The 15,536-nt window shown below is 64.2% G+C and carries 13 protein-coding genes; 6 read left to right on the top strand and 7 right to left on the bottom strand.

Annotated elements, in window-relative coordinates:
* Positions 1–14: 14 nt before the first annotated feature.
* Both EZV60_RS13365 and EZV60_RS13360 read right to left on the bottom strand, forming a co-directional pair.
* Positions 15–2,843 (bottom strand): efflux RND transporter permease subunit, encoded by a 2,829-nt coding sequence (locus tag EZV60_RS13365; RefSeq protein WP_135506088.1) that lies wholly within the window; start codon positions 2,841–2,843, stop codon positions 15–17.
* 9 nt (positions 2,844–2,852) lie between these two features.
* Positions 2,853–4,328, bottom strand: coding sequence for an efflux RND transporter periplasmic adaptor subunit (locus EZV60_RS13360; protein ID WP_135506087.1), 1,476 nt, complete (start codon positions 4,326–4,328; stop codon positions 2,853–2,855).
* Positions 4,329–4,467: 139 nt separating this feature from the next.
* Here EZV60_RS13360 and EZV60_RS13355 point away from each other — a divergent pair, with 139 nt between their 5' ends.
* Complete coding sequence (locus EZV60_RS13355; RefSeq protein ID WP_135506086.1) at positions 4,468–5,367, top strand: LysR family transcriptional regulator; 900 nt, start codon at positions 4,468–4,470, stop codon at positions 5,365–5,367.
* 276 nt (positions 5,368–5,643) lie between these two features.
* Positions 5,644–7,380: a mechanosensitive ion channel family protein gene (locus EZV60_RS13350; protein WP_135506085.1), complete on the top strand. Its 1,737-nt coding sequence runs from the start codon at positions 5,644–5,646 to the stop codon at positions 7,378–7,380.
* A gap of 13 nt (positions 7,381–7,393) precedes the next feature.
* On the opposite strand, the gene EZV60_RS13345 is transcribed toward EZV60_RS13350, so the two are convergent.
* Positions 7,394–8,278: a LysR family transcriptional regulator gene (locus EZV60_RS13345; protein WP_135506084.1), complete on the bottom strand. Its 885-nt coding sequence runs from the start codon at positions 8,276–8,278 to the stop codon at positions 7,394–7,396.
* A gap of 194 nt (positions 8,279–8,472) precedes the next feature.
* Between EZV60_RS13345 and dctP the strand changes: the two genes are divergently transcribed.
* The 4 genes from dctP (at position 8,473) to EZV60_RS13325 (ending at position 12,127) form a co-directional block, all read left to right on the top strand.
* Positions 8,473–9,456 carry a TRAP transporter substrate-binding protein DctP gene (gene dctP, locus EZV60_RS13340; RefSeq protein ID WP_135506083.1) on the top strand — a complete coding sequence of 328 codons (984 nt, stop codon included), beginning with the start codon at positions 8,473–8,475 and terminating at the stop codon, positions 9,454–9,456.
* 72 nt (positions 9,457–9,528) lie between these two features.
* Entirely contained in the window at positions 9,529–10,038 is a 510-nt protein-coding gene (locus EZV60_RS13335; protein ID WP_135506082.1) for a TRAP transporter small permease, read from the top strand.
* Positions 10,038–11,339 carry a TRAP transporter large permease gene (locus EZV60_RS13330; RefSeq protein ID WP_135506081.1) on the top strand — a complete coding sequence of 434 codons (1,302 nt, stop codon included), beginning with the start codon at positions 10,038–10,040 and terminating at the stop codon, positions 11,337–11,339. Before EZV60_RS13335 ends, EZV60_RS13330 begins: the two co-directional genes overlap by 1 nt.
* Positions 11,315–12,127, top strand: coding sequence for an alpha/beta fold hydrolase (locus EZV60_RS13325; RefSeq protein WP_135506080.1), 813 nt, complete (start codon positions 11,315–11,317; stop codon positions 12,125–12,127). Before EZV60_RS13330 ends, EZV60_RS13325 begins: the two co-directional genes overlap by 25 nt.
* 54 nt (positions 12,128–12,181) lie before the next feature.
* Here the strand turns inward: EZV60_RS13325 and EZV60_RS13320 are convergent, their stop codons facing one another.
* Genes EZV60_RS13320 through EZV60_RS13305 form a run of 4 tightly spaced genes read right to left on the bottom strand, consistent with a single transcriptional unit; the run spans position 12,182 to position 15,513 of the window.
* Complete coding sequence (locus EZV60_RS13320) at positions 12,182–12,871, bottom strand: ABC transporter ATP-binding protein (protein WP_135506079.1); 690 nt, start codon at positions 12,869–12,871, stop codon at positions 12,182–12,184.
* Complete coding sequence (locus EZV60_RS13315; protein ID WP_135506078.1) at positions 12,868–13,617, bottom strand: ABC transporter ATP-binding protein; 750 nt, start codon at positions 13,615–13,617, stop codon at positions 12,868–12,870. Before EZV60_RS13315 ends, EZV60_RS13320 begins: the two co-directional genes overlap by 4 nt.
* Complete coding sequence (locus tag EZV60_RS13310; RefSeq protein WP_135506077.1) at positions 13,610–14,593, bottom strand: branched-chain amino acid ABC transporter permease; 984 nt, start codon at positions 14,591–14,593, stop codon at positions 13,610–13,612. Before EZV60_RS13310 ends, EZV60_RS13315 begins: the two co-directional genes overlap by 8 nt.
* Complete coding sequence (locus EZV60_RS13305; protein WP_135506076.1) at positions 14,590–15,513, bottom strand: branched-chain amino acid ABC transporter permease; 924 nt, start codon at positions 15,511–15,513, stop codon at positions 14,590–14,592. The genes EZV60_RS13310 and EZV60_RS13305 overlap by 4 nt, the downstream gene beginning before the upstream one ends.
* Positions 15,514–15,536 lie beyond the last annotated feature (23 nt).

Genomic DNA, 15,536 nt, shown 5'->3' with positions numbered 1-15,536 from the left:
CTCGTTCGCGCACTTCAGGGGAATACTTGTTCGTTGTCTTGCTCATGATGCTCCATCCTACTCAGGAGTTGGAGCCTCCGGCAAACCCGGCGCGGTTCACTCAGCAAGCCGAGAATTGGCATGAAGCCGAACTCAGCCTCGAAAAGCCTCAGCCCGAGACCGGCACCGAGTACAACAAGCGGAACCGTGGCCAGGATAATGGCAGGCCGGCGGAACGAGTTGAATTGCGCGATGAGGAGCACGACGATTACCGCGAGACAAAGCGGCATGTTGGCGGCCAAGGCCGCGCGCCCCTCGCCGGATTGCACGAGGATCCCGTCGAATTCGATGGAATGGCCAGGCGGCAGATCGGCGCGGAGCGTATCGATTTGGTTCGCGATGAGTGGTGCCATATCCTCGGCCCCCATGAGTTCCGAGCGCCCTTCGATGGTGACGGTACGCGTCAGGCCCTCACGCTCGATCCGGCCAAAGCCGGACTCGAGCCGGACATCGGCGACCTGCATCAGCGGTACGATCTGTCCGCCCGCCCCGAAGACGGAGAGGGTGCGGATGCGGTCGAGATCGGTCCGCTCGCCATTCACGGCGCGGGCGATGATCGGAATAACATCGTCCCCTTCGCGGTATTCCGACACTGGTCGCCCCGAAAAATAAGCGGAAAGAGAGCGTGCGACATCGGCGGAGGCGACGCCGGCGCGCCGGGCGCGCGTCTGGTCGACCTCTACCACCATGCGGGGCACGCGGTTTTCCCAGTTCTGGCGGATATCGCGCGCGCCCGGAACGGTTGCTATGATGTCTTCGACCCGGCCGGCGGTTTCGTAGATGAAGGCGCGATCCGGCCCCTTGACCTGCACCTTGAGAATCGCGCTGTCGGTCGGCCCGAGAAACATTCCCGTGACGTGGGCCTTCAGGTGACCGAAGTCCCTTGCAAAATGGTTGCGCAGCTCGTCCATCGCCCGTGTGACATTGCCCGGGTCGTCGACATTCAGGATCAGCACCGCGCGGTTCGGGGCGGGATCGACCGGCGTGAGAGACAGCACGAAGCGCGGCCCGCCGAAGCCGACATAGGCGGCATGATCTTCCAGCCAGTCGAAGCGGTCTTCGGTCAGGGTGGGCAGCAGCGCCTCGACCTCGGCCTTGGTCGCGGTCGTGGTGACGTCGGTGGGCAGGTAGATATAGGTGATGATCTGCGCGCGGTCGCTGTCGGGAAAAAAGCTTTGTGGTGCGGTCGCGACAAGGGCCGCGCCGCCCGCCAGCCCGGCCAGCATGATGCCGACAAAGACCAGACGGGCCTTCAGGAGACGCTCGATCAAAAAGCCGTACCCGCGATTGAGCGGATCGAACATGCGTTCGTAATAGGGGCGCGCGCCCTTTGTTTGCGCCTCGGCGAAGCGGTGGGACAGCACCGGTGTGACGGTCATCGCCAGAAGCCAGGAAATCGACAGGGTGATCGCGATCACGATCGAGATCGACCGGGTATATTCGCCGGCCACGTGTTCGGCCAACATCAGCGGAAGGAAAACGAGCACGGTGGTCGCCGTCGAGGACAAAAGCGGTAGAGACAAGGCACGCCCGACGCCCTTGAGTGCGGTATCGCGATCCTCGCCCTGTGACAGGCGGGTCTTGTAATCCTCGGCCACCACGACGCCCGCATCGACCAGAAGGCCCAATGCGATGACAAGCGTCGCAAGGCTCATCCGTTCAAGCGGCAGGCCGAGAAAGCCCATCACCGCAAGGGTCGACAGCATCACAATGGGCACGATGGCGCCGACGATCAGGCCGGTCCTGAGACCGAGAAGCAGCACGACCACCATCAGCACGATGCCGAGCGTCTGCAGCACATTGAGGGTCACGCCGAATACCGCGCGTTCCACCTGATCGGCCTGGAAGGTTATGATGTCGAGCGTCATACCGACGGGCAGGCTTGTCTCGATCTCGTCGAGCCTTTCCGCGATCCGGGGGCCGAGATCGAGGACGTTGTTCCCGTCCTGCATCGCGATGGCCAGAACGATCGCGGGATCGCCGTTGTAATAGGCGGACCGAGGTGCGGGATCGACCGGTTTGCGTTCGATGCTGGCGATATCGCGCAGGGGCAGTTGCCCGCCGTCGGGAAGCGAAATCAGCGTCTCGCCGATCTCGCCTACGCTGCGATAATCGCCCGTCGGCTCGATCATCAAGGTGCGTGGACCAAGATCGATCTGGCCACCGGGCCGGATGATGTTCTGGTTTGCAAGGGTTGCGGCAATCGCGTCGGGGTTCAGACCCAGTTGAGCCAGCCGCGCGTTCCGCGTTTCGATATAGACGCGCTCGGGCTGCAGGCCCTCGACGGAGACGCTCTTGACGCCTGCCACGGCGTAGAGCCTGTCGCGGATGTGATTGGTCATCTCGCCCAGTTCCGCAAGATCGTGATCGGGCGAGCGCAGGGCCGCAGTGACAACGGCCACGTCCCCGACATCGTCGGCGACGACAGGCGGGTTCGCCCCGTCCGGCAGATCCTGCCGCGCCCGCGCAACCTCGTTCCTCAGATCATCCCAGATCTGGTCCAGGTCGAAATAGCGGTCATGGATCTCTACGTGGATGATCGATGTGCCGGGCAGCGACGAGGACCGGATTTCCTCGACCTCGGGCAGGCGCCGGATGGCGCGTTCGAGAGGTTTGGTGACAAGCTGTTCGATACGTTCGGGCGACAGGCCGGGATAGCTGGTCGTGACGATCGCTTCGCGGATCGTGATCTGCGGGTCTTCCTGCGCGGGCAGCGTCACGTAGCTGTAGGCGCCGAACCCCATCAGAACAGCCACGATGAAGAAGACAAGCCTTTGGAAACGGGAGGCAAACTGCGTCAGCATGGCGGATCCTCAGTCGTCGTAGCGCGTGATGCCGGTGTCCCGAAGGGTCACCGCCATACCATCTGAGAGAAATGGAACGCCGCGGGTCGCCACGATCTCTCCGCGAGAGAGCCCTTTCGAAATCAGTGCGGTCTGACCTTCGGTGCGCGTCAGCGTGACGGCGCGGCGGTCAAGCATTCCGGTCGCCCGGTCGAAGACGAACACGTAACGCGCCGGTCCTTCGCCCATCAGCAACGCCTGAATGGGGACCGAGAGCGCGTCCGACCTTGGCGTTGCCTCGCGCAGAAGAAGTGCCGCCTCCACGCTTGTGCCTGACCGCAACTGTCCGGTTCCATCGGACAGCGAAAGGGACACGGGAAACCCCGACGAGCCGGTTGCCCGCGCTCCGATCTCTGTCAGCTTTGCGGTGAGGGTTGTGTTCGATCCGTCGAGTAGCCGGATCTTGTGTTCGGTGCCGAGGCGCAGCTTTGAAATAATCGTGGCGGGCACGGTCACCGCAACCTCGAAGCTGCCGCCATTGCTTTGAATATCGAGCACGGGCTCGCCGGCGCGGACGGTTTGCGCGGGTTCGGCCAGACGGGCGGCGACGCTGCCCGCGTAGGGCGCGTGCAATGTGGCGTCGGCAAGGCGGTCTTCGGCCTGATCAATGCCTGCCTGAGCGACACGCTGACGGCTGAGCGCGGCGTCGAGCGATGCGGTCGCGCTTTCCAAGACGGTCTCGGCCACAACCCCCCGCTCGAAAAGCGCCTTTTGCCGCTCCAGCGCTTGGCGCGCCTCGTCCAGCCGCGCGGTCGCCTCGATCAGGGCCGCTTCGCGTTCTTGCAGCGCAAGTTCCAGAAGATGCGTGTCGATGCGGGCGAGAATATCGCCGGCCTCGAAATGATCTCCGATAGTGACGGTGATCTCGGAAATGCGTCCTTCGACCTCGAAGGCCAGAGGCGTGCGTTCGGCTGCTCGCAGCTCGCCCGGAAGGGTGCGAATGAATGTCCCGTCGGACGCCGAAACCTTGGCCCAGTCGATGACGCGCGGCGGGGGCGTGCGTGTTTCCCGTGTGGCGGTGACCGGCGTGGGGAATGCGAGCGCGCCGTTTCGGGCAGCCGGTGGCAGCGCCGCGCCAATAGCATGTACCACGCGGTAGAGAGTTGCCGAGCGCAACGCCTCGGCGGCGTCGGGCACATTGCGATAGGGCCCGGCCAGAAGCAGGCCGGGCAGCAGAAGCGCCACAAGCGCCGCCTGCGCAAGGCCGAGCCCGATGGCCAGGCCCGGCGCGCCGCCGGCGTTCGTGGCGCGTCCGAGGGAGAAACGCAGCGCACCCGCGGCCCAGATCGCCAGCCCCGCAAGCCCCGCGATGGGGCCAAGCAGCAGACCTGCAATGACAGCGCCAAGCACCAGAAGAACCCCAATGGCCGCGCGAGGCACGCCGGCGCGCCATGCGAGGACGACCGCGAAAGCGGCGAGTGCTGGAAGGGCGAGATCGAAGGTCATCCGTGCCTTTCATCGAGATCATATGCCCACGCCCCGATCGTGGAGCGGCGCGTTGGCGGGTGTGATCTTGACACTAGGTTGCAACCGGTTCCTCACAATGGTCCTATATGGAACGTAGTGTTTCACTTATGGAACGGTCATGCCCGACGACATCACAAGCCTCGACGATTTGCGGTATCTGCACATGTTGCACGAGGCCGGCAGCCTGAGCCACGCCGCGCGCCGCTTTGGCGCATCCAAAGCCACGCTTTCCCGCGCGCTTGCGCGGCTTGAAGAAAAGGCCGGGATGCCCCTTTTCGATCGTTTGTCGACGGGCCTGCGCCTGACGCAGGCCGGGGAACAGCTTTTGCCGGCGGCGCAGGATGTCGTTCAGGCCGGAAGCCGCGCCGAGGATATCCTGCGCAGCGCGCTGGAAGAGCCGGCAGGCCCGCTGCGGATCGCGGCCAGCGCGATGTCGGCCCAACACCTTGTCGGGCCTGCAATCGCCGAAATGAGCCGACGTCATCCCAAGGTCGAGGTCATGGTCGAGATCACCGCCGCCGGGCCCGATCCGCTTGAGAAGGACCTCGATCTTGTGCTGCGGCTGGACCGGCCCGATACGCCGCATCTGATCGCGCGGCGCATCGTCGGGTCGCGCTTTCGTCTTTACGGGCCTGCGGGCGCGCAGGCGCGGCACGATCTGACCGACCCCGACGCGATTGGCCGGATGGGCCGTGTCGTTGTCGCGGTGCCGGGCTCTCCCGCCACATGGGCCGTGAAAAACGGTGACGGTGAGCATTTCGTCTTTGATCAGCGACCCATCGCACGGGTCGGCGATCCGACCGTCGCTTTGGGCATATTGCGGGCCGGTGCGGGCGTCGCGTTCCTGCCGGCCACCTTCGGAGAGCCGCGCGTCGACAGCGGGGAGTTCGTTCGCGTTCTGCCCGGGTTCGAGGGCGAGATGGCCGAGATTTTCGCGACTTTCCCGCCCAAAAGGGCCTCTATTCCAAGTGTGCGTGCCTTTATCGACATTCTGGTCTCACAAGCCCCGCGCGCATGAGCCCTGCTGTGGCAGCCTGCATATCCATGGTGGAAATGCAGACCGGGCGCCTTGGCGGGCCTGATGGTGTTCCGCCAGATCAGTCTGATCTTCACGCCGTGAGCCGCCCCTGGTGGTGCGAAAGGGGAACGGCGCGTTTCAATAAGTCTCCTTCAAAACCGCGCTGACAGCACGAGATCACACCCACGCAGGCAGAGCGGCGGCAGCGCGGAGCATCACCGTCGCTGACGGGTGTCTGTGCTTGGCCGGAGAGGCCGCGGGATTTGGAGACTGAGCATGACGACACGAAAGCCGCGACCGGACCTGCCGGACCCAGACCGCGCGACCACAGGGGACGAGTGTCTGTCGTCGCGCCGGTCGCGTGTTACGCGACGTGCCGCGTGGGTGGTGCCGAAATGGTTCGGGTCGCTTGTTGTCTTGTGCCTTGTTGTCGTCCTACCAACCGGGCCCGGCGGCGCGCAGGTTTTCGGGCTTTCGGCTCAGCCACAGCGCGCGGCCACCGAGACATCCGATCCTCTGGGCCGGGACACACCGCGCGGCCTTGTAAAAGGGCTGATCGCGGCGCTTGCGGCCGAGGATTACGACAGGGCCGCACGTTACTTTCAGGGCGGGACCGGCGTCGGCATCCCGGCTTGGAGGTTGCCGATGATCAAGACCGCGCTGAATTCAGCCGGTGCCCTGAAGACGTCGCGCGATCTCAGCCTGCAACCCGAAGGCGCCTTGGACGACGGTCTTGGGGCGGATCTGGAACAGATCGGCACGCTTGGGCAGGGTGAAGGGGAGGAGCCGCTGCTGGCGCGCCGCATCGAGGGCGATGAGGGCATGATCTGGCTGGTCGCCACGGAAACCGGGCAGGTCCTGTCCCGGTGGCGCGCCGGTAGCGCCGAGAACGCGACGCTGCTTCGGTATTTGGTGGGGTGGCTGCCGCCCGGCCCAAGCATCGGGGGTGTTCCGATCCGGGACTGGGGGCTTCTGATGGCTTTGGCCGATGTGTCCTTTGCCGTGGCGCACGGTCTGATGCTGACGCGGCGTTGGCTGGTCCGATTGCTCGGGCGGCGGGCCGAGGGCGGCCGGTTTTCGCGCTTCGTCTCGGCCTCGGAGCCGCCGCTGAAGCTTTTGGTCGCAGCGGTGATCTTTTCGCTCTGCGCCGGGATGCTCGGCGTGTCGCTTGTTGCCCGTTATCAGAGCATTTGGATCGTCGAACTGGCGGCATGGTTCGCGGCGGCCTGGTTTGTCTGGCGACTGATCGATACGATGGCCGATGCCACGCTTGCCCGCATGTCGCGCCACGGCGCGATCTCGGCCTATTCTGCGGTGATGTTTTTCTCGCGCCTGGCAAAGGTCGTGGCCGCCGGAATATTCTTGGCTGTCGCGCTTCGGGCGCTTGGCGTCGACATCACCGCCGGTCTGGCGGCGCTGGGGGTGGGCGGTCTGGCACTGGCTTTCGGTGCGCAGAAGCTGATCGAAAACCTGATCGGTTCGGTCACACTGATCGCTGACAGGCCGGTCCGCGTCGGCGATTTCTGCAAGTTCGGAGAGACACTGGGCACCGTCGAGGAGATCGGCATTCGGTCGACGAAAATCCGCACCCTGGCACGCACGGTCGTGACGGTGCCGAATGGCGAGTTTTCGTCACTGCATCTCGAGAACTTCGCGCGGCGCGACACGTATCTGTTTCACCACATGCTTGGCGTGCGCTACGAGACGTCGCCGGACGTTTTGCGCGGGCTGTTGTCGCGCCTGCGGCAGCTGCTGCGGGATCATCCGAATGTCTCGCCCGATTCCGCACGGGTGAGGTTCGTCCGCTTCGGGGCGCATTCGCTCGATCTGGAAATCTTCGCCTATATCCACGCCTCGGAGTGGAATGATTATCTGGAAATCCAGGAAGAGTTGATGCTGTCCATTATGGAATGCGTGGAGGATGCCGGAACGGGCTTCGCGTTTCCGTCGCAGACCCTCTATGTCGGGAAGGACCCGGGTGTGCGCGCCGCGATGCCGCGCGCGACGGAGTAAGGCCCAAGCCCTCCTAGAGGGTTTCCCAAACCGCGTGACCTATTTGATCGAGACGGTCGAGCGAACAGAATAGAGAGATCGTCATCTCGGCGTCCCAGCTTTCGCCGCCGACGCGCAGGATCTGGCCCGCGTCGATTTCGGCGGCTACGGCGCTTTCGGGCAGCCAGGAGATGCCGCTGCCGGTCAGGGTCCGCCGTTTGATCGCCTCGGTCAGCGCGTCCATATAAAGAAGGCTGAGCGGGGGCTGCCGCTTGCCGATGATCTGGTCGACCACCGTGCCGAGAAAACTGGATGGGTCATAGCCGAGATAGGGGATCGGCAACCCGCCGGGCGCGTCCAGCGACCAGCCATGCGCCGTTGCCGCCCTGGCCTCTGCCACGGGGATCAAGGGGTCGGTCCCGATATCCTTGCGGGCAAATTGCGCCTCGTCAAAAACCGGCTGCACCTCTTTATGGCTGTAATAGAGCAGGAAATCGCAGGTGCCGTCCGACAGCATCTGGCAGCAGGTGCGCAGGTTGTCGGAATAGACCCGCACGCGCAGGTTCGGAATTTCGGCCTCCAGTTCGCCGATCCGCCGCGACAGGTAATTGACCGAGATGGTGTGCAGTACCGCGAAGCGCTGGAAGGCGGTGATGCCGCGCTCCTGCGCGCGGAGTGCCTGACGGATGTCGGTCAGTTCGGTGATCGCGGCGCGGGCGACGGGCAGGAACTGTTGACCGGCCTCAGAGAGCTGTACCGGGTAACTGGAGCGCTTAATTAACGGAACACTGATCCAGTTTTCGAGCGCCTTGATCCGGCGGCTGAAGGCGGGCTGGGTAATGTTCCGCTCTTGCGCGGCGCGCGTGAAGTTCAGCGTCCGCGCCAGACAAACGAAATCCTGTAGCCAATTCAGGTCCATAGCCGCCCTCCGCTATCACGGTACAGGGTGGTGGCCCGGATAGTCATGCAAATTATGCATAGTTGGATGAATTGTTTGAATTGGCGCGGTTCCGGGGCGCGTGCGTAGACTTTTTCCAGGCTGCGCGCGCCGCAGCGCATCGGGGCTGACGGCAGGAACGACCGTCGGAAATCCAGTCCAACCGGGAGAACACCATGTCGAAACTCACAACAACCGCAGCGATCGCGCTTGCCGCACTGGCCGCGATGCCGGCCGCGGCGGAAACCACGATCCGCCTCAGCACCTATGTCAACGAGGCCGATATCCGCTATGCCGGCTTCACCCATTTCGCCGATCTCGTGTCCGAGAAAACCGGCGGCAGCGTCAAGGTCGAGGTGTTTCCGTCGGCCACGCTGCACGGCTGGTCCGAAGGGGTCGATTCGCTCCAGGGGGGCGTGTCGGACATCTCGTGGATCAACGCCGACAATCGCCTGCCGTGCTATGCCGTGACCTCTCTCTATCCCGCCGAGGTCAGTCTTGAAAACCAGACCGGGCTGGACGCGGCCTATGCCGAATTGATCCGGGACGAGGCCGCGAATGTTGGCTTGGTGCCGCTTCTCAACTCCAACTATTCCTACGATCAGGAATGGTGGTTCGAGGAACCGATTGCCGATATCGGCAATCTCGACGGCAAGCTTGTCCGGTCGATCGGGCCGCTTGTGTCCATGATGATCGAGACCTGGGGCGGTGAGCCGGTCTTTGTGGCGCCCAAGGAAGTTTTCCAGTCCGCCGAACGCGGGGTGGTCGACGGGATCAACATGGGCGTCGCGACCTATTCGTCATGGAAGCTTTGGACGGTGATGCCCTACATGGTCAACGCCAACCTCTTTTACGGCAACATCCAGTACATGATGAACAAGGACAAGTTCGATGCGCTGACCGCCGACGAGCAGGCAGCACTTGTCGAGGCCGCCGCCGAAACCGAAGCCTGGCTGCAGCCGCGCTATGAGGCATGGGTCGACCAGCAGGTCGGGAACGCTGTCATGTCCGGCGGCGGTCAGGCGGTGTCGATCCCCAAGGAGCGGCGCGAGGCCCTGATCGCCAGCGTCAAGGACAAGTGGGATGCGACCGTGGACGAGGCCTGCGGGGCAGAGCTTGCCGGTGAGATCCGCGCGCTTCTGGCCAGCCACGCGCCCTGATCGAAAGCACCGGCGGCGGTTCCGGCCAGGATCCGGGGCCGCCGATCTTTTCGCTGACCTTTGGGGACTGCCATGGATACCGGTTTGGATCGTCTGATCCGTAGCGTCGAACGCATCGTCATTTGGGTGGCGGCGCTTGGCGGCGTCATCGTCCTGATCCAGATGGTCTGGATTTCCTATGGTGTTTTCACACGCTACGGCCTTGGCAAGCCCGACCGGCTTGTGACGGAGGCGACAGCGCTGTTGCTCTTTCCCGTCGCTTTCGCCGGGCTTGCCTATGCGCTTCGGGAAGACGCCATGCCCAAGGTCACGATGCTGATCGACCGTTTTCCAGCCAGGGTGCAGCATATCTTCGCGATCGTGAACCACGTCATCATGCTGGGGGTGGGTCTGTTCTTTGCTTATGCGGGGGTCAGCGCGACCCTGCGCTCGTTCAATTCCGGCGTGGCGTCCGAGATCCTGCATTGGCCGCGATGGTGGTTCTGGGCGCCAGGCGCGACGGCGCTGGTGCTGTTCGCGATCTACGTCGCGCTGAGGCTGCTTCGCCTGATCGCCAACCGTCCTGTGAAGGGAGAGGCCTGATGGAATGGTACACCGTTGGTCTCGGGCTTTTGGCGCTGCTGATGGTCTTCATCGTCATCGGCCTGCCGATCCCCTTCGCGCTTGCCGCGGCGTCGCTGCCCTTTTTGTGGGATATCCAGGGTTGGAAGACCTCGGTTGTGTCCTCCGAGCTGAAGCTCTGGGGGGTGTGGATCGACTATATCCTGCTGGCCGTGCCGCTTTTCGTGTTCCTGGGAGAGCTCATAGGAAAATCGAATATTGGGCCCAATCTATACCAGTTTTTGCACCAGGGCGTGCGTTTGAAAGGGTCGGCCGCCTATGGCTCCATCGGGGCCAGCGCCGCGTTCGGCGCGGTCTGCGGGTCCTCGATGGTCGGTGCGCTGACCATCGGTGGCGTGGCGCTTCCAGAGATGCTTCGCCTGGGATACGGTAAGCGGCTGTCGTCGGGCGTGCTGGCGGCGGGCGGTACGCTGTCGGTGCTGATCCCGCCAAGCCTCATCCTGCTGTTCTACGGCATTGTCACCGACCAGAGCATCGGGGACTTGTTTATTGCCGGGGTGATCCCGGGTCTTATCCTTGTCACCGGGTTTGTCGTGGTCGTTCTGGTCTGGGGGCGTATGCGGCCCCAGGACATCCCGTCGAGCGAAGACGCCGCGAAAATGCCGGTACTGATAATCCTCAGCACGCTCGGGCCGGTGATCCTGATAGGGCTGGTCATCACGGTCGCGATCTACGCGGGCATCGCCACGCCGACCGAGGCGGCGGCCGTGGCCGCGTTGCTGACTGTGATCCTTGCGTTCGGTGTTGGCGGTCTGACGTGGGACGGGTTCAAGCAGGCACTGTTCTCGACGATGCGGACGATGGGATATCTGGGCCTGCTTCTCTCGGCGGGGGTGCTTTTCGGTTTCGTGTTGACCTACTACCGCGTGCCGCAACAATTCACCGAGCTGTTCCTGTCCTTCGATCTGTCGCCCTACACGGTTCTGATGATCGTGATCGTCTTTTATATCGTACTGGGCATGTTCCTAGAGCCGGTCTCGATGACCTTCATCACGCTGCCGACGATCTTTCCGCTGATGTCGGCGGCGGGGTTCGACCTGATCTGGTTCGGCGTGGTCTACACGATCACCATGGAAATCGCGGTTCTGACGCCACCTGTCGGGCTGAACTTGTATGTCATTCAGGCAATCAGCCGCGACAAGGTCAGCATTGGCGATGTCATCATGGGGTGCCTGCCGTTCATCGGCGCGATGGTGCTTCTGATCGCGATCCTGATCGCGGCACCCGAGGTGGCGCTGTGGCTTCCGGACCAGATGCGTTGAGCGACGGGCTGGCCTATCTGCGGTCCGGGACGGGCCCGGCCCTCGTTCTGGTGCACGGATATCTCGGCGGTGCCGCGCAATGGGCGCACGAGATCGAGATCTTTTCGGATCGCTACGACGTCATCGCACCGAACCTGCCCGGCTTTGGCGCAGCGGCGGACCACAAGGGCTGCACCTCGATCGAAGGGATGGCGCGGGCGCTCTTGGAACGGCTCGAAAGCCTTGGCGTCGACCGCTTCACCCTGATCGGGCATTCCATGGGCGGTATGGTGGTGCAGGAGATGGCCCGCATGCGCCCCGAGCGTGTGTCGCGACTTGTGCTTTACGGCACCGGGCCGCTTGGCCTTATGCCCGACAGGTTCGAGCCGATTGCTGTCTCGATGCAGCGGCTGCTGGAAGACGGGGTCGAAAGGACCATACGGCGGATCGGGGCAACATGGTTCAAAAACGGCGCCGGTGCGGCGGCCTATCCCCTGCTGTGCGAGATCGGTGCGCAGGCGGATCCGCAGGCGGCCGAGAACGCGCTTTACGCCATGGCCGACTGGGACGGGCGCGCGGCGCTACCCTTGCTTGGCATGCCGACGCTGGTTGTCTGGGGCGATACGGACCGGTCGTATCGCTGGCCGCAGGTCGAAACCCTGTGGCGCAATCTGCCGGATGTGCGGCTTGCCGTCATTCCCGGGGTGGCCCACGCGGCGCATCTGGAAAAACCCGGGCTGTTCCGGTCGATCCTGGAGGATTTCCTGACGGAGACAGCGGCGCAGGACGGCGTGGAAGCGGCGCAGTAGCAGAGGCGCGGGGAAGGTCGGTAGCTTGCAGGCGCTTGGGTCGGTCCGGACCGGTCAGACGCCGATATATCTTGCCGTGATCTCGTCGTTGAGTTGAGAAAATGCGCCGCTCCAGACCGTGCTGCCGCGCTGCACGATCACCGCGCGGTCGGCCACCTGCCGCAATTCGGCCAGCGACTTGTCGACCAGAAGGATCGCCAGGCCGGTGTCCGCTTTCAGCGCCGCGATGGCTCTCCAGATTTCTTGCCGGACAAGAGGGGCGAGGCCCTCGGTCGCCTCGTCGAGGATCAGGAGGCGCGGATTGGTCATCAGCGCCCGGCCGATGGCGAGCATCTGTTGTTCGCCCCCCGAAAGCGTGGCGGCGGATTGCGCGTGCCGCTCGGCCAGGCGTGGGAAGAGCGCGGTCACGCGGTCCAGATCCCAAGGTCCGGGCCGCGCGGCGGCGATCAGGTTTTCATCAACCGTCAGGTTGGGAAAGCAGCGGCGCCCCTCGGGCACGAGACCCAGGCCCAGTTGGGCCGCGCGAAAGGCCGGCAGGCGGGCAAGGTCGGTGCCGTCGAACGCGATGCGCCCCGCATCGAGTTCGAGAAGTCGGCAGATCGCCTTGATCGTGGTCGATTTGCCCATGCCGTTGCGTCCCATCAGGGCCACGACCTCGCCCTCGGCCACGTCGAGCGAGACGTCGAACAGGGCCTGTGTCGCGCCATAGCTGGCGGCGATGCTTTCGACCTGCAAGAGGCTCATGCGTCCTGCCCCAGATAGGCGGCCTGCACGTCCGCATTGGCACGGATTTCTGCGACGGAACCTGTTGCAATGCACTGGCCGTAGACCAGCACCGAGATGCGGTCGGCCAGGGCAAAGACCGCGTCCATGTCATGTTCCACAAGCAGGATCGGTGCGTCCTGCCGTAACGTGTCCAAAAACTGTGTCATTTGCCGTGAGCCTTCGCTGCCCATTCCTGCCATCGGCTCATCCATGACAAAGGCGCGCGGGCGCAACGTCAGCGCGACCGCAACCTCGAGCTGCCTTCGCTGCCCGTGCGACAGTTCCGCAGTCCGCACGGCGGCTTGATCAGCAAGCCCGACGCGGTGCAGGGCCTCGAAGGCGGCCTCGCGCAGGTTCGACTGGCCTAGCGCGGGCCGGAAGTACCCGAGCCGCCCGCCGCGCGATTTGAGTGCGCCCAGAACAGCGTTCTGAAGCACCGTGTCTTCCATCGCCAGCGCAGAGATCTGGAAGGTACGGGCCAGCCCCCGCTGCGCGCGGGCCGGACCGGACAGCGAGGTGATGTCCTTCCCCAGAAATTCGACCGTGCCGCTATCGGGCCGTAACCCGCCGCAGATCTGCGCGATCAGGGTGGATTTGCCGGCGCCGTTTGGGCCGATGACGGCGTGGATCTCGCCCGGACGCAGATCGATCGAGATGCCGTCCGAAGCGCGCACGGCCCCGAAGGATTTCGTGATGTCGCGGGTCGCCAGAACCGGGTCAGTCATGCGCCACCCTCCGCCCGGCCAGAAGCCCGATGATCCCGCCGCGTGCGAAAAGCACCACGACAAGCAGCAGAAGGCCGAGATAGACATGCCAATAATCCGACAGCCCGCCGAGCACATGTTCCAGCGTGATGAAAAGCGCGGCCCCCGCCACCGGCCCGAAGAGCCGCCCGACGCCGCCCAGAATGATGAAGACGATCAGCTCTCCGGAGAGTTGCCAGCTGAACATGGTGGGCGACACGAACCGGTTGAGATCGGCAAAAAGCGCCCCGGCCAGCCCGGTTATCGCGCCCGAGATCACGAAGGCCGTCAGGCGAAGTCGAAACGGGCTGAGCCCGACGGTTTCCACCCGTTGGGGCGATTGCCGCGCGGCGCCGAGCGCAAGACCGAACTCCGACGCCGCCAGCCGGGCGCTGAGCCAGAGCGCGAGCGATAGAAGCACGAAGGTGAGCGCGAAGAACTGGATCGGATCGAGCGTGTTGACGCCCGGAAACCCGTTGCGCACATAGATCGACAACCCGTCCTCGCCGCCATAGGCGGGCCAGCTGATGGCGAAGAAATAGAACATCTGCCCGAAGGCCAGCGTGATCATGATGAAATAGACGCCCGAGGTGCGCAGGCTGAGCGCGCCGATGACAAGTGCCGCAAGGCTTGAGGCGGCAATTGCCACAAGCCAGATCACCGGCATTGATTTGGTGCCTTCGATCAGGAAGGGCGTTTCCATCAGGGGCGTGTAGCTTTGGGCGTGGCTGGCAAGGATGCCCATCGCGTAGCCGCCGATCCCGAAGAAGGCCGCGTGGCCCAGGCTGATGAGCCCGCCGAAGCCGAGCGCGATGTTGAGGCCGACTCCAGCGAGCGCAAGGATCGCCACCCGGGTGGCGAGCGTGATGGTAAAGGGCTCGTCCGTGGCCCACGCCCAGAGGGGCACGGCCAGAAGGCCCGCGTAGAGCGCGGCGTTGATCCAGCCCTCGCGCGTCATGCGGGGCGTGCCCCGTAAAGGCCCTGAGGTTTCCAGACCAGAACGCAGGCCATGAGGATATAGATGAGCATCGAGGCCAGGGCCGAACCGGTCGTCTGGGCCGCGGAATTATCCATGAAAAGCGCGAAGAGCGCCGGGAGGAGGAGACCTCCGAGCGTATCGGTGAGACCGACGAGGATCGCGCCCACAAGCGCGCCCTTGATCGAGCCGATGCCGCCGATGACGATCACGACGAAGGCGAGGATCAGCACTGGCTCGCCCATGCCGACCTGCACCGACTGTATCGCGCCGACAAGTGCGCCCGCCAGCCCGGCCAGCGCCGCGCCAAGCGCGAAGACGACGGTGTAGAGGCGTGAGATATCGACACCGAGCGCCGCGATCATCTCTCGGTCGGATTCGCCGGCGCGGATGCGGATGCCGAGGCGGGTGCAGGAGATAAGCCAGAAAAGGCCGCCTGCGATGACCAGACCGATGGCGATGAGCGTCAGGCGGTAGAGGGGGTACTGGATGCCTCCGGGCAGGGTGACCGGCCCGGATAGGTAATCCGGGATATCCAGAAACAGCGGGAAGGACCCGAAGATCCACCGCGTACCTTCAGAGAAGATGAGGATGAGCGCGAAGGTCGCCAGCACCTGATCGAGGTGGTCGCGGTCGTAAAGCCGCCGGATCACGACCAGTTCCACGATGGCCCCTGCGGCGGCCGCCGCGGCCAGCGCGGCGATCAGCGCCAAGAGAAACGAGCCTGTCGCGCCCGCCACTGCCGCTGCTGCGAATGCGCCCACCATGTAAAGCGAGCCATGCGCGAGATTGATCAACCCCATGACCCCGAAGACAAGCGTCAGCCCCGCCGCCATGAGAAAGAGCATGACGCCGAACTGAAGCCCGTTCAGGACCTGTTCGATAAATAGGATCGCGGTCATGGGGAGTGGCCCGGGTGGTAGGG

It is taken from the genome of Roseovarius aestuariivivens (assembly GCF_004761875.1).
Classification (GTDB): Bacteria; Pseudomonadota; Alphaproteobacteria; order Rhodobacterales; family Rhodobacteraceae; genus Roseovarius; species Roseovarius aestuariivivens.
The sequence above is the reverse complement of the archived record's forward strand: the minus strand, read 5'-3'. Positions and strand labels throughout refer to the sequence as shown.

Excerpts from the sequence above, each read along its gene's own strand:
- EZV60_RS13365 (WP_135506088.1), bottom strand. The coding sequence starts at position 2,843 with ATGCTGACGCAGTTTGCCTCCCGTTTCCAAAGGCTTGTCTTCTTCATC.
- EZV60_RS13360 (WP_135506087.1), bottom strand. The coding sequence starts at position 4,328 with ATGACCTTCGATCTCGCCCTTCCAGCACTCGCCGCTTTCGCGGTCGTC.
- EZV60_RS13355 (WP_135506086.1), top strand. The coding sequence starts at position 4,468 with ATGCCCGACGACATCACAAGCCTCGACGATTTGCGGTATCTGCACATG.
- EZV60_RS13350 (WP_135506085.1), top strand. The coding sequence starts at position 5,644 with ATGACGACACGAAAGCCGCGACCGGACCTGCCGGACCCAGACCGCGCG.
- EZV60_RS13345 (WP_135506084.1), bottom strand. The coding sequence starts at position 8,278 with ATGGACCTGAATTGGCTACAGGATTTCGTTTGTCTGGCGCGGACGCTG.
- dctP (WP_135506083.1), top strand. The coding sequence starts at position 8,473 with ATGTCGAAACTCACAACAACCGCAGCGATCGCGCTTGCCGCACTGGCC.
- EZV60_RS13335 (WP_135506082.1), top strand. The coding sequence starts at position 9,529 with ATGGATACCGGTTTGGATCGTCTGATCCGTAGCGTCGAACGCATCGTC.
- EZV60_RS13330 (WP_135506081.1), top strand. The coding sequence starts at position 10,038 with ATGGAATGGTACACCGTTGGTCTCGGGCTTTTGGCGCTGCTGATGGTC.
- EZV60_RS13320 (WP_135506079.1), bottom strand. The coding sequence starts at position 12,871 with ATGAGCCTCTTGCAGGTCGAAAGCATCGCCGCCAGCTATGGCGCGACA.
- EZV60_RS13315 (WP_135506078.1), bottom strand. The coding sequence starts at position 13,617 with ATGACTGACCCGGTTCTGGCGACCCGCGACATCACGAAATCCTTCGGG.
- EZV60_RS13310 (WP_135506077.1), bottom strand. The coding sequence starts at position 14,593 with ATGACGCGCGAGGGCTGGATCAACGCCGCGCTCTACGCGGGCCTTCTG.
- EZV60_RS13305 (WP_135506076.1), bottom strand. The coding sequence starts at position 15,513 with ATGACCGCGATCCTATTTATCGAACAGGTCCTGAACGGGCTTCAGTTC.